Origin of the sequence: Acinetobacter sp. MD2(2019), assembly GCF_035615615.1 — a bacterium.
Classification (GTDB): Bacteria; Pseudomonadota; Gammaproteobacteria; order Pseudomonadales; family Moraxellaceae; genus Acinetobacter.
Map to the genome: position 1 here is coordinate 37,589 of NZ_VTDU01000005.1, position 18,025 is coordinate 55,613.

General features: G+C 41.8%; 18 protein-coding genes. 10 read left to right on the forward strand and 8 right to left on the reverse strand.

Annotated features, from left to right (window positions below; translation table 11 throughout):
* Nucleotides 1–135: 135 nt before the first annotated feature.
* Together I2F62_RS04175 and I2F62_RS04180 are read left to right on the forward strand one after the other, a co-directional pair.
* Nucleotides 136–2,316, forward strand: coding sequence for a TonB-dependent receptor (locus tag I2F62_RS04175; RefSeq protein ID WP_324625769.1), 2,181 nt, complete (start codon nucleotides 136–138; stop codon nucleotides 2,314–2,316).
* A gap of 236 nt (nucleotides 2,317–2,552) precedes the next feature.
* Nucleotides 2,553–2,903: a hypothetical protein gene (locus I2F62_RS04180; protein ID WP_324625770.1), complete on the forward strand. Its 351-nt coding sequence runs from the start codon at nucleotides 2,553–2,555 to the stop codon at nucleotides 2,901–2,903.
* Between the two features lie 42 nt (nucleotides 2,904–2,945).
* Here I2F62_RS04180 and lnt read toward each other — a convergent pair whose 3' ends face one another.
* Together lnt and I2F62_RS04190 are read right to left on the reverse strand one after the other, a co-directional pair.
* A complete protein-coding gene (gene lnt, locus I2F62_RS04185) occupies nucleotides 2,946–4,487 on the reverse strand; it encodes an apolipoprotein N-acyltransferase (protein ID WP_420713712.1) in 1,542 nt (513 codons plus the stop codon).
* Between the two features lie 5 nt (nucleotides 4,488–4,492).
* Nucleotides 4,493–5,332 carry an HlyC/CorC family transporter gene (locus I2F62_RS04190; RefSeq protein WP_324625771.1) on the reverse strand — a complete coding sequence of 280 codons (840 nt, stop codon included), beginning with the start codon at nucleotides 5,330–5,332 and terminating at the stop codon, nucleotides 4,493–4,495.
* 171 nt (nucleotides 5,333–5,503) lie between these two features.
* Here I2F62_RS04190 and tusA point away from each other — a divergent pair, with 171 nt between their 5' ends.
* Nucleotides 5,504–5,761: a sulfurtransferase TusA gene (gene tusA / locus I2F62_RS04195; RefSeq protein WP_324625772.1), complete on the forward strand. Its 258-nt coding sequence runs from the start codon at nucleotides 5,504–5,506 to the stop codon at nucleotides 5,759–5,761.
* Nucleotides 5,762–5,798: 37 nt separating this feature from the next.
* Here the strand turns inward: tusA and I2F62_RS04200 are convergent, their stop codons facing one another.
* The 5 genes from I2F62_RS04200 to I2F62_RS04220 form a co-directional block, all read right to left on the reverse strand.
* The gene (locus I2F62_RS04200) at nucleotides 5,799–6,764 is read right to left on the reverse strand and encodes a CsgG/HfaB family protein (protein WP_324625773.1); all 966 of its coding nucleotides are present in this window, start codon (nucleotides 6,762–6,764) and stop codon (nucleotides 5,799–5,801) included.
* A gap of 65 nt (nucleotides 6,765–6,829) precedes the next feature.
* On the reverse strand, nucleotides 6,830–7,426 hold the full coding sequence (gene lpoB, locus I2F62_RS04205) for a penicillin-binding protein activator LpoB (RefSeq protein WP_324625774.1): 597 nt from the start codon (nucleotides 7,424–7,426) through the stop codon (nucleotides 6,830–6,832).
* A 13-nt stretch (nucleotides 7,427–7,439) separates the two neighbouring features.
* Nucleotides 7,440–7,838, reverse strand: coding sequence for a DUF1425 domain-containing protein (locus tag I2F62_RS04210; RefSeq protein ID WP_324625775.1), 399 nt, complete (start codon nucleotides 7,836–7,838; stop codon nucleotides 7,440–7,442).
* 20 nt (nucleotides 7,839–7,858) lie between these two features.
* On the reverse strand, nucleotides 7,859–9,238 hold the full coding sequence (locus I2F62_RS04215) for a hypothetical protein (RefSeq protein ID WP_324625776.1): 1,380 nt from the start codon (nucleotides 9,236–9,238) through the stop codon (nucleotides 7,859–7,861).
* Between the two features lie 306 nt (nucleotides 9,239–9,544).
* Nucleotides 9,545–11,278: an electron transfer flavoprotein-ubiquinone oxidoreductase gene (locus tag I2F62_RS04220; RefSeq protein WP_324625865.1), complete on the reverse strand. Its 1,734-nt coding sequence runs from the start codon at nucleotides 11,276–11,278 to the stop codon at nucleotides 9,545–9,547.
* Between the two features lie 166 nt (nucleotides 11,279–11,444).
* On the opposite strand from I2F62_RS04220, the gene I2F62_RS04225 reads away from it, so the two are divergent.
* From I2F62_RS04225 to I2F62_RS04245, 5 genes are all read left to right on the forward strand, one after another.
* Nucleotides 11,445–12,056 carry a DUF1285 domain-containing protein gene (locus tag I2F62_RS04225; protein WP_324625777.1) on the forward strand — a complete coding sequence of 204 codons (612 nt, stop codon included), beginning with the start codon at nucleotides 11,445–11,447 and terminating at the stop codon, nucleotides 12,054–12,056.
* 47 nt (nucleotides 12,057–12,103) lie between these two features.
* Nucleotides 12,104–12,988: a glutamate racemase gene (gene murI / locus I2F62_RS04230; RefSeq protein WP_420713713.1), complete on the forward strand. Its 885-nt coding sequence runs from the start codon at nucleotides 12,104–12,106 to the stop codon at nucleotides 12,986–12,988.
* A 113-nt stretch (nucleotides 12,989–13,101) separates the two neighbouring features.
* Complete coding sequence (locus I2F62_RS04235) at nucleotides 13,102–14,079, forward strand: DUF4062 domain-containing protein (protein WP_420713714.1); 978 nt, start codon at nucleotides 13,102–13,104, stop codon at nucleotides 14,077–14,079.
* A 130-nt stretch (nucleotides 14,080–14,209) separates the two neighbouring features.
* Nucleotides 14,210–15,208 (forward strand): ferrochelatase, encoded by a 999-nt coding sequence (gene hemH / locus I2F62_RS04240; RefSeq protein ID WP_324625779.1) that lies wholly within the window; start codon nucleotides 14,210–14,212, stop codon nucleotides 15,206–15,208.
* Between the two features lie 12 nt (nucleotides 15,209–15,220).
* Nucleotides 15,221–15,865: an MBL fold metallo-hydrolase gene (locus I2F62_RS04245; protein ID WP_324625780.1), complete on the forward strand. Its 645-nt coding sequence runs from the start codon at nucleotides 15,221–15,223 to the stop codon at nucleotides 15,863–15,865.
* 2 nt (nucleotides 15,866–15,867) lie between these two features.
* On the opposite strand, the gene I2F62_RS04250 is transcribed toward I2F62_RS04245, so the two are convergent.
* Nucleotides 15,868–16,059 carry a DNA gyrase inhibitor YacG gene (locus tag I2F62_RS04250; protein ID WP_324625781.1) on the reverse strand — a complete coding sequence of 64 codons (192 nt, stop codon included), beginning with the start codon at nucleotides 16,057–16,059 and terminating at the stop codon, nucleotides 15,868–15,870.
* A 91-nt stretch (nucleotides 16,060–16,150) separates the two neighbouring features.
* Between I2F62_RS04250 and I2F62_RS04255 the strand changes: the two genes are divergently transcribed.
* Nucleotides 16,151–16,780 carry an SAM-dependent methyltransferase gene (locus I2F62_RS04255; RefSeq protein WP_324625782.1) on the forward strand — a complete coding sequence of 210 codons (630 nt, stop codon included), beginning with the start codon at nucleotides 16,151–16,153 and terminating at the stop codon, nucleotides 16,778–16,780.
* Nucleotides 16,780–17,991, forward strand: coding sequence for a TIGR03862 family flavoprotein (locus I2F62_RS04260; protein WP_324625867.1), 1,212 nt, complete (start codon nucleotides 16,780–16,782; stop codon nucleotides 17,989–17,991). The genes I2F62_RS04255 and I2F62_RS04260 overlap by 1 nt, the downstream gene beginning before the upstream one ends.
* Nucleotides 17,992–18,025: the final 34 nt, after the last annotated feature.

Genomic DNA, 18,025 nt, shown 5'->3' on the forward strand with positions numbered 1-18,025 from the left:
GATCAATTGAAATGCAGAATGTGCAATATGACGGATAACGCCTGAAAAAGGCAAGTCTTCTGTAGATGAAGATTTCTTTACATAAATGATAGTGATAATTATTATTAATTGTTTTTAATAATCTATGAGTTTTGTATGCGTTTGTCTTATCTTCATCTGTGTATTTTCGTTGCCCTCTCTAGTCAAGCTTTTGCTGATGACACGGTAACGCCTGTCAGTCATTCTTCAGAACATTCAGCAGAGTTACCTAAAATTGTTGTAACCGCAACCCGAACGCCTAAAACCATTGCCGAGATTGCGGGTACCGTACAAACTATTGCCGGTACGGAAATTGCGCAGCAGTCAGGCGCAGGGCGTAAAGTGGCCGATATTTTGGCACAACTGGTGCCATCGCTGGCGCCAAGCAGTGGTACAACCAGTAACTATGGTCAAACTATGCGTGGACGCAATGTTTTGGTGATGATTGATGGTGTACCACAAACGGGATCTCGAGATGCCGCACGTCAATTAAATAGTATCAGTCCAGAATCAATTGATCATATCGAAGTGGTTTCAGGGGCAAGCAGTGTTTATGGATCTGGTGCCACTGGCGGCATTATTAATATCATCAGCAAACGTGCTGACCCCAATCAACCAGTGAGCTTCTCAACCAAAGTTGGGTTAACCTCAGCAGACAACTTCCGTGGAGATGGTCTTGCTTATGAAGTGGGGCAAACAGCATCTTTTAATAACGATAAAATGAATGCTTTCTTAGGTGTTAATTATACAAGTACAGGTTCGCAATTTGATGGAAAGGGTGATCGTATTTCTTTAAGTCCATGGCAAGGAAGTACCATGGATACCAATACTTTAGATGTTAATGGCCGACTCGGATTTAATTTAGATGATCATCAAACCTTGAGCCTAGGTGCGCAGTATTATAAAGATAAGCAAGATTCAGATTATGGCCCTGACTACAGCAATACAACATCCGATTATTACACAGCAAAAAAAGGATGGAATATCCCTAATCAGCCATTTACTGAACGTTATGGGCTGAATACCCAATATCAAAATACAGACTTTTTGGGGCAAACTTTAAATTTAGATGCTTACTATCGTAAAGAAAAAATGCGATTCCTGCCTTATTACGGTGAAACTGTTAAAAATGGTTATACCGTCAAACAAAGTGAATCAGAGAATGATTTTTATGGTTTACGCTCAACAATGAGCAGTGATTTATCCATATTTGATCATCCGCTGAATTTAACCTATGGCATCGATTATGATCATGAGAACGATAGTCAGTGGGCAGATAACTATACCGCATCTAACAATGGCTTAAGCTATACCGCAACAGGGATATCTCAGAGTCAAGGTCCAGACACGCATATAGATAGTATCGGTGCGTTTACACAAGCAGATTATGCGTTAACAGATCGATTCAGCGTAAAAGGCGGAGTTCGTTATCAATATATTCAAGCGAAGACCGATGCTTATATTCCTGCAAGAGAGAAACAAGAAGTTGCTGGTGGAAAAACAGATGCAGATAAATTTTTATTTAATCTCGGCACTGTTTATAAGCTGACAGATGCTCAGCAAATATTTGCTAATTTTTCACAAGGCTTTAGCTATCCAGATGTACAACGGATGTTGCGTGATGTATCTACCTATAATGTTACAACAGCCAATTTACAACCGATATCTGTTAATAGTTATGAGCTTGGGTGGCGACTACAAGAAGATCAGGGATTAAATCTTGCAATCACAGGGTTTTATAATACATCCGATAAATCAGTTCAATTTAGTAGTAGAGCCGCGCATATCGTTAATACAGATCAACGCGTTTATGGTGCTGAGCTAAATGCAAAGTATCAGTTCTTAAATGAATATAGTGTTGGTGGTACATTTGCTTATACTCGAGGACAATATAAAGATACGTCTAATAGTTGGCATGAGCTGAATGCATTTCAAGTGTCTCCAATAAAAGCAACTTTATTTGCAGATTGGAATAATGATGAAGGTTATGGATTACGTGTACAAGCTACAGCGATAAAAGGGTCTGATAAAGCATACAAGGATGATTTAGCTTTTGTTGCAAAAGGATATCGTGCTGACGACAATAACGCTGCAAAAATTAAAGGCTATACAACTATGGATGTATTAGCTCATTTTCCAGCATATAAAGGCACTGTAAATTTTGGCGTTTATAATGTTTGGAATCGTCAGTATAAAACGGTCTTTGCGCAACAAGCAGCAGTAACAAATAGCAATCAATATTTAGATATTCCAGCACAAGGTAGAACGTTTGCATTAAGTTATACCCTTCATTATTAATTCAAAAAATTAGACCCATCGGGTGATCTCGGTTGGTCTTTTTTTTGCGCAGATTAACCCATTATAGAAGGATGGAAATAATAAAAAATCCCATTTAACTTTTTAATTTATAATAAGAATAATTCTCAAATATAATAGTTACAAGAAAAATAAAATAAGAAGGAAAATAGGCTATTTCATTGATGCGAAAATAGCTTAATATTTAAACATGAGTATTTTTGTCGGAGATGACATACATGAATACTGAATTTTTTAAAGAGCCGATCAATCAATTCCATTGGCGGATATTAAAAACCGTTGGATTGATCTTGGCGATTTTACCAGTACAACAAGCCTATCTTGAGCTGTGGCAGATCAGCCAAGCATCTAGCCAAATTGTATTCGGTTTTTTTGCACTCAGTTTATTTTGTTCTTGGTTAAGCGTAGGCTTCATTTGCGCATTACAACTGCTACAGTTTCCGGTATCTACAATATTTTCAGACGCTGAAATGCGGGTGGTAAAATATTATAAGCAACTGCCGATGCTGTTATTTGTATTGTTGGTGGCGTATATCAGTTCGCATTCTTGGGGACTATGGGTTCAATAAATCCAAGCATCTAGCCAGACCAATCTGGCTAGATGCGGTGTATTAGCGGCGTGCTTTAAATGACACATTGACCTCACGTGGGCGATAACGTAAGCCGAGTAGCAGTAACAATCCACTAAAAACCAACACGGGCCAATCACCTAAGCGGTTATACAAGGTTTGCCCTGTATACGCGGGTAAGTTTCCACGTAAGACATATTCATGATCGAGTGGTGCCTGTTCGACAATATGCCCATCGGCATTAATAAATGCGGTCACACCTGTATTGGTGGCACGAATAAACCAACGACCATTTTCTTTGGCGCGCATTTGCACCATTTGTAAATGTTGCCAAGGACCTGCGGTACCTGTAAACCACGCATCGTTAGACACGGTAATCATAAAGTCGCTGTTTTTGGCGTTCTGACGAGTTAAATTAGGATACGCCACCTCATAACAAATGGCTGCACCTAAAGCATGTTGTTTCACATTCAGTAAGGCTTGATGTGCAGGTCCTGCGCTAAAACCTTCTACGCTGGCATCATTTTGTAAAGCAGGCAGTAGCCATTTTAGTAAGCCCGACAACGGAATATATTCGCCGAAAGGAACCAAGCGTTGTTTAAGATATAAGCCCGATGTTTTTTCACCCGAGGCCATTAAGCTATTATAAAACAGTGCTTTTTTCGCTTTAATTGAAGCGGATTCATCAAAATAAGGAATACCCGTTACCCATGCTGAACCTTGGCTGAGTGCAGCATCGGTCATTTCATTTAAGAAGGGTTCAATTGCGGTTTGTGCCATAGGAATTGACGATTCAGGCCAAACCACTAAATCTCGTCCCCATTCAGAGGCACTTAAATGGCTATAAATCTCTAAGGTTTTGTTCTGATAACTGGTCAGCCATTTTAAATCTTGAGGAATGTTGCCTTGAATCAATGAAACCGTTAACGGGCGTTCGGCTTTAGGCTGCACAAACACAAGATGAGAGACTGCCCAAGCAAGTACTAAAACTACGCTGATCGGAATTGCCCAGAAGATTCGTTTCTTGAGCATTTCGACCGCTGCGCTTGCAATCAGCACCGCAATAAAGGAAACGCCAAAAACACCAAATAACGGCGCGTAATGATCTAAGAAACGTTCGGTAAAGGCATAACCCACAAACAACCATGGGAAGCCAGTAAATAACCACGTTTTTACCCATTCAAACAACACCCACAGTGGAGCAAAGGTCAGTGGTGTTTCTGGGAAAAATCGTCGGTAAATCCATGTTTGTAAGGCACTAAATAAGCCCATGATGATGGCGAGAAGCACAATTAAAAAGACACTGACAATCGAACTGGTATCGCCATAGACATGAATTGACGTGTAGAGCCAAAATGCACCCACAAACCAGAGTCCAAAGCCATAGCTCCAACCAATCAAAAAGGCTTGGGGAGCTTTACGTTGCTGTAAGCAGGCATATAACAAAGCAGGGCTGAGTAATGCCAGCCACCAGTAATCGTAAGGTGCCAGCGAAAAGCTAAATATTCCACCGGCAATCAGTGCAATCACACTAACTAACCACGTGGGCAATACGTTCATCTGAGATATTATTTTTTTTGACATAAAAATTATTTACGGGTCGCACGAATTAAATGAATGCTACGGGTATCGGCTTGCACAATGGTAAAATTCCAATCGCCAAGTTCGATGGTTTGACCTTCAAGATCATTCACCAAACCAATTTCTTGTAATAATAAACCGCCTACAGTTTCAACTTCGTCATCTGGAAAATCTGCATCCAACGTATCATTAAAATATTCAATGGGTGTGAGGGCTTGCACCAGCCAAGCATTGGCCGGATTGTGTTTTGGATCGGGAACAATCAGCGCGGCGTCTTCATCGGCGTGGTCATGTTCATCTTCAATTTCGCCAACAATTTCTTCTAAAATATCTTCTAAGGTCACTAAACCTGAAGTCGCACCGTGTTCGTCAATTACAATGGCAATATGGGTTTGGGTCTTTTTGAGCATGCGCAACACTTGGTCGGAACGCGCACTTTCAGGCACAAACAGCGGCTGACGCATCAGCGCACATAAATCGACTTTGGTGCTGGGTTCAGTCAGGCATGGCAGTAAATCTTTGGCCAATAAAATGCCCACCACATTTTCAGGCTGATCGGCCGAGAAAATAGGAAAACGAGAATGTGCAGATTCAATCAAAACATGCAAAATATCGAGCAACTGATCATTTTCTTGTAAGCTAATCATTGCTGTTCGAGGGGTCATGACCTCTCGGATTTTAGTTGCGGGTAAGTCGAGCACACCTTCTAACATGGTTACGGTATCGGGTTCTAAGAAGCGGCGCGAGTCTTGAACCAGTTTTAATAATTCATCGCGATTTTCAGGGGCAGTCCCCAACCACTTTCGTAAGCCCAGCATACCCCACGATGGGCTTGATTCCTCTTGCATGATTTTTCCTAAATCGGTCTTGAATATAGAATTAAATTTTATCATACCGAAGAAAAATGCCTTGTGCATCTAGTAAACGGTATCAAAATTGCGATTGTTGAAGATAACGTGGTACATGCGAAAAAAAGCTTTATGCTAAAATGGGGTAGATTGTTTTAATTTGAGTATTTCATGTCCGAGCAAAGTATGCCTGTAACCGAGCTGAATACGCGCGGTTTATATTGTCCTGATCCGATTATGATGTTGCGTCAAGCATTAAGAAAATTACAAACAGGTGATATTGTTGAGGTGTTTGCAACCGATCCATCTACATCGTGGGATATCCCTCGTTTTTGTGTGCATATGGGGCATGAGTTGATGTTGCAGGAAGAAATTTTGGATGAAAAAAGCCAGAAGGAATATCATTATTTGGTGAAAAAGGGCAGTTAAAATGTGACCCACTTGAGTCACATTTTAGTGGGTGAACTTACCATTTAATGGGCTTGTCGCTTGACCCCGGTGTCATGTCATAACCCGGTGATGTATCTACAGCCGCTTGTGTAGCCGATGTTCTGCTTTTTAATTTTAAGCCCGCCATAATATCTTGGTAAACGCCTTGTGCCAACGCATCGGTTGCATTGTTAGATGCACCCGTAACAAGATTTTGCCCTGAAAATGCCGAGATGGTCTTGTTGAGTGTGCCTGCTGCAACCACCTTGCTGGTATTTGCTTCAATGACACGCCAAGTGAGACGAACTTGCTGTGCATCTTTGTTTAGGCCATACATAGACGAGCTTGAGGCGGCTGAAAGTTGGGTAATTTTACCGACAACTAAATAATCAACCCCAACTTTTTGCCCAATACGTGCAAGTTCTTGCGGAGCACCATCCCAGTTTAAAACGTCATTTTCATATTGCATTTCAGCCAAGTATTGACGATCGAGTACACTGAGTTGCCCCGATTGGGTCATGTACGTTCCGACTAAATCGGCTAATTCTTCACTGACATTTTCAGCATTTTCCGTACGACTGGTTAGGCGAAATGGCAAAATGGCAATGCGTTTTAAGTGTTGATCATTCACTGCAGATTCAAACTTATTTACATAAGCGCGGACATGTGCACGATAGTGATCTTTAGATCCTGTTAAACTTAAAACCTGAAAACGGCTGACAGAACCTGTACCCGAGGTATCAACGCTAAAAACGGGCGAGGTTTTACTGCTGTAATTCCATTGGTTGCGTCCAATAGACATTGAAACGGTTTCTTCATAATCGACTCGTGAAGAAACGCCTGTCCCATTAACCGACTGTACGGCAATTAACAGTGCTTCAGCAACAGCTTGTTGTTGTGTCGGGCCGCTGCCTGTCGCGTCCTTAACGACTTCTTTAACGCCGGCAATGGCATGGGTGGCTGACCCTAACAGCAGTGCCAGCGTGAATATCATTTTTTTCATTATGTTCTACTTAAGCGATGGCTCATCGCAGCAATGTTGCAATATGCGATGAGCACATAGATAAATTATAGACCGAAGGTTGAGCGTTTACCCGATTTACGGATTTCTTTTTCGCCCGTCCATTCAACAATACCTGTTTGAATATTTTGTAATTTTAGCGTGAACTTATAGTAAACATCGCTTTTACCGCCGGCATTTTTCACAATACTAGACAAGTTGCCATTGAGCATATATTCAGCACCAATATGACCGCCTGCACGTACAGAGGTGGCTTGGTTGACCATGCCACTTTGTTTTTGATAGGCAATTTGATCGGCCATGGCACTTGCTGAGGTCATATCAACAAAACGGAATTTACCTGAATTGGTTAATTTGCTTTGGATAGTATCGGTAATTGATTCGGTATCAATGTGTTCTTGGGTTTTGTTTTTAATGCGTTCAACAAACATCACTGGACGACGAGACTGTGTCATTTGAATGACTGGCGGGAAGCTCAGCATATCGTCAACCATTTTGTTGGCAATCATTTGTAAGTCGGTTGAACCAAAATCGGTAGTTAATGTTTCAACGGATTGAGCATCGCCATAGCTCACGTTTGAGGTTGCACAACCGCTTAATAATGTTGTACCTGCAAAAATTGCGGCGGCTAATTTTAATTTCATGACTTCAACTCTCTCATTTCTTTAAGTAAACAACAACATCAACTGCTGATGGATTGGGTGCAAGAGATTGCACGCTTTTGATTTCGCGTCCAGTTAAATCAATCGGCTTCCAAATTGATCCTTCAGGATTGACTTCGACACCATCGGCATCGACCCAAACAATTTTGTAATTAAAATGTTTGTTATTAAATCGTTGGTTTTTAATTCCAAGTGCGACTTTTTTTAGATCGCCAACGTTTTGCATACTCACGCGGCTAACACCAATTTCGGTAAATAAGGCTGCATTATTGGTCAGCTTTTTCACGGTCATTGTGCCGTTATCTTGTGTTTGGGTGCTCAGTGAGTTGGGTGCCGTACAAGCCGTTAAAGATAGGCCTAAACTACATAAAATGCTGAAAGTTAGAAGCTTCATCGTATAAGGTGTCCAAGATATTAAGGTTTAGAAAATGAACTACTGCTCACCGAAATTTTATTGTTAATGTCGTAGGCATAGACAAAAACGGTTTGGTTTGCTGTGGTATCAATACTAATTGGTGAACTGTATTTGCCTGCATTTGCCAGCTGGAGTTGATATTTTCCAGGGGCTAAATTCAGCCGTGCAACTTGCGTATTACTTGGCAGCGTAGACCAAGAGCGTAAATCTGCATGATCGGTGGCTGTGTTCATTAGCATGCCCGCCAATTGCCCAACAGTACCTAACTGTCTGCCAAGTTGCTCTTGCGCAATATATTTGGCGGTTGTGCGCATAATTTGTCGGCTTACCGTTGCAGTGGTATGTTCTTTAAGTTCTTTTACCGCCAATGCACCAATATCATTCAGCACATAACTATTTTGAATTTTTTTATTATTAATCAGGACTTGTGTGGCTTGTGGTGTTTGATACGTTTTGGGTTCATAACTTGCAAAAGCAATATTAATTAAGCCATTCGGACCAGGTAAGACCAGTTTATTTTCAACTTTTTGTGGAACAAGCCCTTGCTCGATAAAAATAATGACAGGCACATTTTTATCTTTTTGTTTGCTGGCTTTATCGACCCGTTGAATATCTGCGGCAATTTGTGGGTCAGGCTGTAATTCATACGCTTTTTTATAATCGACTAAAGCATCGTTATATTCACCTAAAACCTCCCATAAACTGGCGGCCATATAAAAGGAATAGCTATTTTGATAGGTGTTTTTAATTTTTCCTGCAATTGGATTGAGTCCAACTAAGGCGTCATCAATTTGTTTGGTTTCTGGTTCTTGTTCCGGTTCTGCATTCTTTTTCTTGGCTTTTTCAACTTTTTTCGCCAGCTCTTGTTCATGTGCAAGTTCGATATCACGCTGTATTTGTTGTGCAATTCGCATTTCAACCGCAGCAGCATCCATATCTTTTAAGTAAATATAATTTTTGGCTTGTGAGATATGGGCAATGACTTGCTCGTAAGGCGGAACCAAATAGGGGACAACCGAGTCGTTACTGAGCATTGACAATGCTTGAAAACCTACCCGCGAAGCACTGATTTTCGAACGATGATTTTGTTTGTCTAACAGCTCAAAAGCTTTTTTATAGGTGTCTAAACTGGCTTGATAATTTTGATCGACTTGTTGAATACGTGCTTGTTCTAATAAATACAAGACACCGTCTTTTTTAGAAGCGCTTTTTTTGAATTTTTCAGTGAAATTGGCTTCATTATTCTGATTCAATGCGGTTCTAAATTGATCGCTATCCTCTTTGTAGGTCTTAAATGTAGCCGCATGCGCGAGATTAGTTGTAGCAACAGATAGTGTGATAATCGCTGCAAGCGATGATTTTCTTCCTGAAATCGTCATTTTATTCAATTTATTATGATAAAAACAAAGTAATTCTAATTGTATAGATTATTTTTTCAAGAGTTAATTTTTGTAATTAATGTGTTTTTTTCTGTATGAATAGTTGAATTCAAAGTAACTCATTTATTTTTCTAAAAAATAAAAAAGATGAGAAATTTAAAAAAATTTCTGCGCAAAAAAATAACCCACCTAAATGAAGGTGGGTTATAACAGCTTGAATCGTTGTTTCTAAACATGTGCTGTTCGAATCATTCGATTCACAAGGTACTGTTAAAGCTATACTTTTACAGTACACATCTGCTTGGCTTACATATTCGGATAGTTCGGTCCGCCGCCGCCTTCCGGCGCAATCCATGTAATGTTCTGTGATGGATCTTTAATATCACAGGTTTTACAGTGGACACAGTTGGCTGCATTAATTTGAAAGCGTTTCGCGCCGTCATTTTCCTCAACAATTTCATACACCCCAGCTGGGCAATAGCGCTGTGCTGGTTCGTCCCATTTCGGTAAATTGACGCTGACAGGAATGCTTGCATCGGTCAATTTCAAATGCGAAGGCTGATTTTCTTCATGCACGGTATTTGAAATAAACACCGAAGATAACCGGTCAAAGGTGAGTTTGCCATCGGCTTTTGGATAGTTAGGTTTAAATGTCGTTGCATCAACGGTTTTTAAAGCCGAGAAGTCAGGCACTAAGTCGCGCAAGGTAAATGGCACTTTAAAGACATTTTGGTCAATAAAGTTAAATGCACCACCAATCCAAGTACCAAATTTGTGCATTGCAGGGCCAAAGTTACGTGCGCTATATAGTTCGTCTTTCAGCCAGCTATGGTCAAATTTTTCGGTGTAACTGGTCAGTTCTTTTACAAAGAAGTCTTCGCCTTCAACCACACGGGCAATGGCTAAGTCACCGCCTTTTGCAACGCCGGCTTGAATAGCTTCAAATACCGCTTCACCACACAGCATGCCCGATTTCATGGCGGTGTGTGAGCCTTTAATTTTGGCGAAGTTTAAGAAACCTGCATCATCTCCAATTAAACAACCACCGGCAAAAGTCAGTTTAGGTAAAGAATTAAAACCGCCTTTAACCACTGCACGTGCGCCATAAGAAATACGTTTACCGCCTTCTAAATATTGCTTAATTAACGGATGGGTTTTCCAGCGTTGCATTTCCATAAACGGGAACATGTGTGGATTTTGGTAAGACAAATCAATAATCATGCCCAAAGTCACTTGGTTGTTTTCGGCATGATACAACCACCATCCGCCTGCAGATGCAGTTTCCGCCAATGGCCAGCCTGTACCGTGCATGACTAAACCCGGTTTGTGCTTGGCAGGGTCAATTTCCCATAATTCTTTAATACCAATTCCGTAGTGTTGTGGATCGGCATCTTTGTCTAAATTAAATTTGTTAATGAGGCGTTTACCTAAATGCCCGCGGCAACCTTCGGCAAAAAGGGTGTATTTGGCATGTAATTCGTAACCCGGCGCAAAGTTATGCGTGGGTTCGCCATCTTTACCAATGCCCATGTCGCCAGTTTGAATACCTTTTACGGTGCCATCTTCATGGTAAAGCACTTCGCTTGCAGCAAAACCTGGAAAAATAGAAACTTCAAGTTCTTCAGCTTTTTGCCCTAACCAACGCACCACGTTGCCAAGTGACACCACATAGTTGCCATCGTTATGCATGGTTTTAGGAACCATCCAATGTGGGGCTTCTTTAGATGTGGTTTCAGACATTAAGAAGAAGGTTTTATCTTCAGTCACAGGCACATTTAAAGGTGCGCCATCTTCTTTCCAATTTGGGAAGAGTTCGTTTAATGCACGTGGTTCAAGCACAGCACCAGATAAAATATGTGCGCCTACTTCAGAGCCTTTTTCGACCACGCAAACAGATAGATCGTTTAGGTTATGTTCAATTGCCAATTGACGAATTTTAATGGCGGCGGATAAGCCGGCAGGGCCTGCGCCAACAATTACGACGTCAAACTCCATCGCTTCGCGTTCGATGTGCTCCATGTAGGACTCCTCAACTGCTATAGGTGGCAACCAAGGTCAATGCAATGGTGCTGCCATGAGTGTTCTGTTGCTGTAGACACAAAACGTGCTAACGTGTCTAAAGAAATATTGGTTAGTATAGGATAAACCAGTCTCAGTGTGATTGGCTGAGCGGTGTGTATTTTCTGTCAAATAAGGCATAAAAGCGATGGTAAAACAAAAGTTTTTTCCAGATCTGCATGAAAAAACAGCACATAGTGATGATAAAAATTTTGCTCAGATCGCACAATATCTAAAAGATGCACAGTCGAGTCACAAAAGAGTCATTCCTCCGCTACAAGATTGGCATCCCAAACACTGCGGTAAAATGGATTTGGTGATTAAAGCCAATGGCGAATGGTGGCATGAAGGACAAAAAATTCAGCGACAAAGCTTAATTGAATTGTTTTCGCGGGTGCTATGGACCGAACAGAATAAATTTTATTTAAAAACGCCGGTCGAACAAATTGAAATTGAGGTTGAAGATGCTCCTTTATTGATTGATCGGGTGGATCAAATTCAAATGGATGGAAAAGTCTATTTACAGTTTATGACGCCACAGCAAGATATTGTGGTGCTTGATGAGGCGCATCCTATTTTTTTTAAAGAATATCAGGGTGAAACCCGTCCTTATTTGCATGTTCGTTTTGGCTTAAATGCCTTGATTCAGCGTGCCTGCTTTTATCATTTAGTTGAGTATGGTGAATTGTTTGAAAATGCGCAAGGCGAAACCGAGTTGCATTTGCAAAGCGGAGATTATCGCTTGCATTTCAGCGCTTGAGGTTTATCCTTATTTACATTCTTTGATCTTCATCATTTAACTTGATCATGGCACGAACACAACCCACGATGACAGAAACACTCGCAGCTTCACTTCCAAACCCAAATGCACCGATTGGTATTTTTGATTCTGGAATTGGAGGGCTGTCGATCGCCCAAGAAATTGCCCAGCATTTGCCCAACGAACGCATTGTCTATTTTGCCGACACAGCGCATGTGCCTTATGGCTCGCGTACAGGTGAAGATATTCGCTGTTTAACCGCACAAGGCATTGAGTGGTTATATCAGCAAGGCTGTAAGGCGGTGGTGGTGGCCTGTAATACCGCGTCTGCGTTTAGTTTGGATTATTTGCGTGACTATTATGGCGAAAATTTTCCAATTATTGGCTTAGTGCCTGCATTGAAACCTGCGGTGCTACAGACAAAAAGCAAAGTGGTTGCCGTTTTAGCCACACCTGCCACGTTTAAAGGACAATTGATTCAAGAGGTTGTACATAAATTTGCAGAGCCATTGGGGGTGAAAATGCTTCCGGTGACCTGTTTAGAATTGGTGCCTTTAATTGAAACAGGGCAAGAGATGTCGGGCTATTGCTTAGAGCTATTACAACGAGTTTTACAGCCCGTTGTAGATCAGGGTGCGGATCATTTGGTTCTGGGCTGTACCCATTATCCTTTTTTAAAGCCTGCAATTGAGCAACTTTATGGGTCGCAGCTTAAAATGATCGATTCTGGTGCTGCAGTTGCACGGCAAACCGCAAAAATTTTAATTAAAAACGAGCTGCTGAATACCTCAGATGTTGCTTTTGATTTTCAAATTGAATGTTGTGTCAGTGGCGGTAATGCAACGTATGTGAAAAGGGTGATTTCTCATCTTATGCCATTGCATTTAAAATGGGATGTGGTGAATATAGATGCCTTTATTAAAAGCAAGTGATTATTTTGTTGTTCAAGAATGAATGTTTTTCGATTGCATCGGGCTGAAATACTCCATTTTTTAGTTGTAATTATGATGAATGAGGGGATTGCTGTGTGTAAATGGAATTCAATATGTCAATAAAAGATAAAAAATATCAGGTGTTTATTTCCGCATCAGGGCCAGAAATGCAGGCTGAGCGAGACGTGTTATGCCAAACTTTAGTGGGCATGGGTTTTTTTGCATGGGGTTTAGCGCAAAGAACACCACTCAGTGCTACATTGGCCCGCCGCAAAATTGATGAAGCAGACTACGTTGCATTGCTTTTGGGGCAGCACTATGGCGAACTCTCGATGTCTGGTGTGAGCTACATGCAGCACGAATATATTTATGCACTGACCAAACACAAACCGATGATTGTTTTTTTACAAAAACCTTCAGCGCAACCTCTTCCCGAGTCAGTAAAAATCCAAGAAAAATATCACGCATTTCGTCAGACTTTATTGCAAGATGTCCCAGTGGTGGTGGAATTTAATAGCATAAGAGAGCTTGAATTGGCGGTGCGCGCGAATATGTCGAGTTTATTGAAACAGTTTTCAGCCGAGGGATGGGTGCGTTATCAGCCGATGGATTTAGCACCACAGATTCAACAACTACAGGAAAAAATCGCCCAGTTAGAAAACGAGTTGATACAAAAACAGCAAGAGATTGATTCGAAACAGCCGAGCGTGAAGGGCCACGATATATTTAGCATCAATTATCAAGTGCAAGCGTATCAGGATGGTCACTTCAAAGAATTAAAGCTGAGCTGCGATTTGTCGTGGAAAAAAATTGTTAAAATTTTGGCACCTACCTTTATAAATCCAAGTCCAGAAGATTATTTTGCGCTCGGTTTAAATAATTTTTTAAACGAAACTGGATTAAGCGCTGCACAAACCCACATGCCAAGAGCACATGCTGTTGCACGCTCGCAAGTTAATTTTAGAGATCTGCACCATATTAAAAATGTGCTAAAAACCAATCAGTGGTTAATTTTAATTGGCCGAGATGATCGGCATCGGGCATTGTGGCAACTGACCGAAAAAGGCAAAGAGTTGGTGGGGCAAATATAGATCTGCAAATGGATTGTGTCGACTTTCGCTTTGTCGCGCTAGCTAAGAATCAAATACATATCAGAGTTCCTTTCATCGGCTGAACAAGGTAAATTAACAGTTCTCGATTTTTGTAAAGCATGAGTTTAGTGTGAGTAAACCGAAAGTCACTGTCGTTTTAGCCAACTTAGGAACACCAGATGCGCCGAGTGTTTCTGCTGTCCGCCATTTTTTAAAAGAATTTTTATCTGACACACGCGTGATTGAAATTCCAAAATTCCTTTGGCAAATCATTTTACGTGGGTTTATTTTACCGTTTCGTCCTAAGCGCGTCGCCCATGCCTACCAAAGCATTTGGGGTGAAAATGCCTCGCCTATGCGTGAAATTTTACTGGCGCAGGTGGATGCGGTTAAAACACAATTGCTGCCGCAATATCCTGAATTTGAATTAAATGTTGTGCCCGCAATGACCTATGGCACAACGGGATTAAAAGATTTATTGGCGACGCTGCCGCCACAAGAACATTTAGTTTTATTGCCACTTTTTCCGCAATATTCAGCCACATCGACCGCGCCACAATACGATATTCTTGCCGATTGGGTGAAAACACAACGCCATTTGCCGGGGCTGACCATTGTTCGGGATTATCATCAACATCCGCTGTATATTCAGGCTTTAGCACAGAGCGTGCGCGAATTTCAACAACAGCATGGCGTGCCTGAAAAACTGCTTATGTCGTTCCATGGTATTCCACAGCCCTATGCCGATAAAGGCGATCCTTATCCCGAGCAATGTCGCCGTACGGCACAATTATTGGCAGATGCGTTGGGCTTAAGCGCGCAGCAATGGGCGATTAGTTTTCAGTCGCGCTTTGGTAAACAAGAATGGGTAAAACCCTATACCGATGCCTTGTTAGAAGAATGGGGGGCGCAAGGGGTGCAATCGGTACAGGTTTTAAGTCCTGCATTTTCTGCCGATTGTTTAGAAACTTTAGAAGAATTGGCCATGCAAAATGCCGAGCTGTTTCAGCATGCAGGCGGTGGAAAATATGCTTATATTCCTGCATTAAATACCATGCCGATGCATTTACACTTGCTTGAGCAACTGGTTGCCGCTCACCTAAACGCACTTAAACTGACCCTAAAATAGGATGTAATGACAATGTTGCAAGTCCAAATTGTGCCTGTTACGGCATTTGCACAAAATTGTTCAATTGTTTGGGACAGTGAAACCTTAGAGGCTGTGCTGATTGATGCCGGCGGCGACGCCGAAAAATTACAGCAAGTGGTGGCTGAATTGGGCTTAAAGGTCACTGCTTTATGGATTACACATGGCCATTTAGACCATGTGGGCGCGGTTGGTGCTTTAGCAAAAATTTGGCAAGTGCCTGTCATTGGCCCGCATCCCAATGATCAATTTTGGCTAGATGCTTTGCAAGAAACCTCAGCTCGCTATGGTTTTCCAATCCCTGAAAACGTGCATGTGGATCAGTGGTTATATGGCGGTGAAACTTTAAGTTTAGCTGAGCATCAGTTTGAAGTGCGTTTTGCCCCAGGGCATACCCCAGGACACGTCATGTTTTACAATGCACACAATCAAGTACTGTGGACGGGCGATGTTTTATTTAAAGGCTCGATTGGTCGGACGGATTTTCCGAAGGGAAACCATGAACAATTACTTGCGTCTATTCAGCGCGAGTGCTTCAGCTTACCCGATCAAACCCAATTCATTTCTGGACATGGGCCAATCAGTACCATTGGGCATGAAAAACAGTTTAATCCCTTTGTTTCAAGTACAAGTGGTTAAGCTTAAAACTCATCGTCTGTTCTAGAAATTTCAGATTGCGGTGCATCTTGTGTGGGCAGGCGATATTCGTCATTTGCCCATGCGCCTAAATCAATCAGCTTACATCGTTCAGAGCAAAATGGCCGAAACGGATTGTCTTGCCATTGGCTGGCGTTGCCACAACGTGGGCAAGGAAAAGTTTTGGGTTGTGTCATGGTTTCGATCCTGCATTGACCAGATGAGAGTAGGCATGCGTGGCTACTCTTTGTTAGACTTAAGCGACTTATTTATTATTTTGATCCGATTATGCAGATTCGTCAATTTCAGGCACAGCGTATGCGTGCACCGCGAAATTTCCAACCTATTGAAAATAAACCAATCGCAGTAGAAATTGGCGCTGGAAAAGGCAAACATGCGGTGCTTTTTAGTCAGCAACAGCCTAAGACGACTTTGTATGCCATTGAACGGACCAAAGAAAAATATGAGGCAATGCAAAAGCAGCACCAACTTACCGAAACGCCGTTATTGCATCCCATACATGCCGATGCTGTGCCATGGATCACTCATGCGCTCTATCCGGCACAGATCGAGCAATTTTTTATTTTATATCCGAATCCTGAACCGCATAATCCTGCGCAGCGTTGGTTGAATATGCCATTTTTCGAGTTTATTTTGTCGCGTTTGCAAGACAACGGACAGATCACACTGGCGAGTAATATTCCTGAATATATTAATGAAGCCGAACAGCAATTAAAAGAGATTTGGCAACTTCCTTATGAAAAGCAAGTCATTGCCCCCGATTCTGCGCGTACACACTTCGAGGTGAAATATTTAGAACGTGGGGAATTATGTCAGCAATTGCTGATTCAAAAACCTGCGGGCTACACAACACGGTTTGATGATTTTCAGCCGTTGTTAGGAGCGGTTGTGGCATGATGCCCAAAAAAATTGCCATTGTTGGGGCAGGTCCTGCGGGGTTAATGGCCGCAGAGGCGCTGTTGTCTTTTGGATATGACATTCATATTTATGAACAAATGCCTTCTGCTGCACGTAAGTTTTTAATGGCCGGAAAAACTGGCTTAAATATTTCGCACGCAGAAGAAATCGACACGTTTATTTCACGTTATGACCATGCCGAATGGTTAGCGCCGTGGATTCGTCAATACGATGCCCACTGGATTCAAACATGGATGCAGGAACTTGGTATTCAGTCGTATATTGGCACATCGGGGCGGATTTTCCCCAAAGAAATGAAGGCTGCGCCTTTATTACGCGCATGGCTGAAGCGATTAAGCGAGCATGGCGTGAAGTTTCATTATCGGCATAAATGTGTGGCATTGCAGAGCAATTGTTTAAGTGTGCAATCGACTCAAAAAAACGCGGATGATGCCATACAACAGCTAATTTTTGATGCGATTATTTTAGCTTGTGGTGCGGTGTCTTGGCCAAAACTTGGCAGTGATGGTGCATGGCAAAATTGGTTAAGCGAAGGCAGTTTAAACCCGTTTCAAGCCAGTAATGCAGGCGTAGAGCGGACGTGGTCTGACTACATGCAGCCGGTATTTGGACAGCCGTTAAAACGTGTTATGGCATGGGTTAATCCCGAAAATAAAGCGCATGGCGATGTGGTGATCAGCCACTATGGCTTAGAAAGTGGTGTGATTTATAAGCTGAATCGCGACTTACGTATGCAGTTGAATCAGCAGCAAAGCATGATTTTATACGTCGATTTATTGCCCGATTTAACCGTGGATGAAATAGCAGAAAAATTACAGCCCCATAAAAAACAATCGACTGCAAATTTATGGCGTAAGTTGGGTTTAGATGCCGCCAAAGCCAGTTTAATTCGTGAACTGGTGGATAAATCGTTATGGTCTAATCCCATCAAATTAGCGCAAAAAATCAAACAATTAAAAATAGAGCTACAGTCTTTTCGGCCCATTGAAGAAGCGATTAGTTGTGCTGGCGGTGTAAGAATGGATGCTGTGCATCATCAATTACAGCTCAAGCAAAATCCTACGGTTTTTTGTTGTGGTGAAATGCTTGATTGGGATGCCCCCACAGGCGGTTATTTGCTGACGGCGTGTTTTGCCACGGGACGCATTGCAGGATTAGGCGTGCATGAATATCTCGCTTCATTGAATTGAAGTCTAAATTTTGGCGTGTTCTGGCAGATTAAAA

Bases quoted from the DNA above. Each gene is read 5' to 3' on its own strand.
- I2F62_RS04175 (WP_324625769.1), top strand. From the start codon at position 136: ATGCGTTTGTCTTATCTTCATCTGTGTATTTTCGTTGCCCTCTCTAGT.
- I2F62_RS04255 (WP_324625782.1), top strand. From the start codon at position 16,151: ATGCAGATTCGTCAATTTCAGGCACAGCGTATGCGTGCACCGCGAAAT.
- I2F62_RS04250 (WP_324625781.1), bottom strand. From the start codon at position 16,059: ATGACACAACCCAAAACTTTTCCTTGCCCACGTTGTGGCAACGCCAGC.
- I2F62_RS04215 (WP_324625776.1), bottom strand. From the start codon at position 9,238: ATGACGATTTCAGGAAGAAAATCATCGCTTGCAGCGATTATCACACTA.
- lpoB (WP_324625774.1), bottom strand. From the start codon at position 7,426: ATGAAATTAAAATTAGCCGCCGCAATTTTTGCAGGTACAACATTATTA.
- I2F62_RS04245 (WP_324625780.1), top strand. From the start codon at position 15,221: ATGTTGCAAGTCCAAATTGTGCCTGTTACGGCATTTGCACAAAATTGT.
- I2F62_RS04210 (WP_324625775.1), bottom strand. From the start codon at position 7,838: ATGAAGCTTCTAACTTTCAGCATTTTATGTAGTTTAGGCCTATCTTTA.
- I2F62_RS04200 (WP_324625773.1), bottom strand. From the start codon at position 6,764: ATGAAAAAAATGATATTCACGCTGGCACTGCTGTTAGGGTCAGCCACC.
- I2F62_RS04235 (WP_420713714.1), top strand. From the start codon at position 13,102: ATGTCAATAAAAGATAAAAAATATCAGGTGTTTATTTCCGCATCAGGG.
- lnt (WP_420713712.1), bottom strand. From the start codon at position 4,487: ATGTCAAAAAAAATAATATCTCAGATGAACGTATTGCCCACGTGGTTA.
- I2F62_RS04260 (WP_324625867.1), top strand. From the start codon at position 16,780: ATGCCCAAAAAAATTGCCATTGTTGGGGCAGGTCCTGCGGGGTTAATG.
- tusA (WP_324625772.1), top strand. From the start codon at position 5,504: ATGTCCGAGCAAAGTATGCCTGTAACCGAGCTGAATACGCGCGGTTTA.
- I2F62_RS04225 (WP_324625777.1), top strand. From the start codon at position 11,445: ATGGTAAAACAAAAGTTTTTTCCAGATCTGCATGAAAAAACAGCACAT.
- murI (WP_420713713.1), top strand. From the start codon at position 12,104: ATGGCACGAACACAACCCACGATGACAGAAACACTCGCAGCTTCACTT.
- I2F62_RS04180 (WP_324625770.1), top strand. From the start codon at position 2,553: ATGAATACTGAATTTTTTAAAGAGCCGATCAATCAATTCCATTGGCGG.
- I2F62_RS04190 (WP_324625771.1), bottom strand. From the start codon at position 5,332: ATGCAAGAGGAATCAAGCCCATCGTGGGGTATGCTGGGCTTACGAAAG.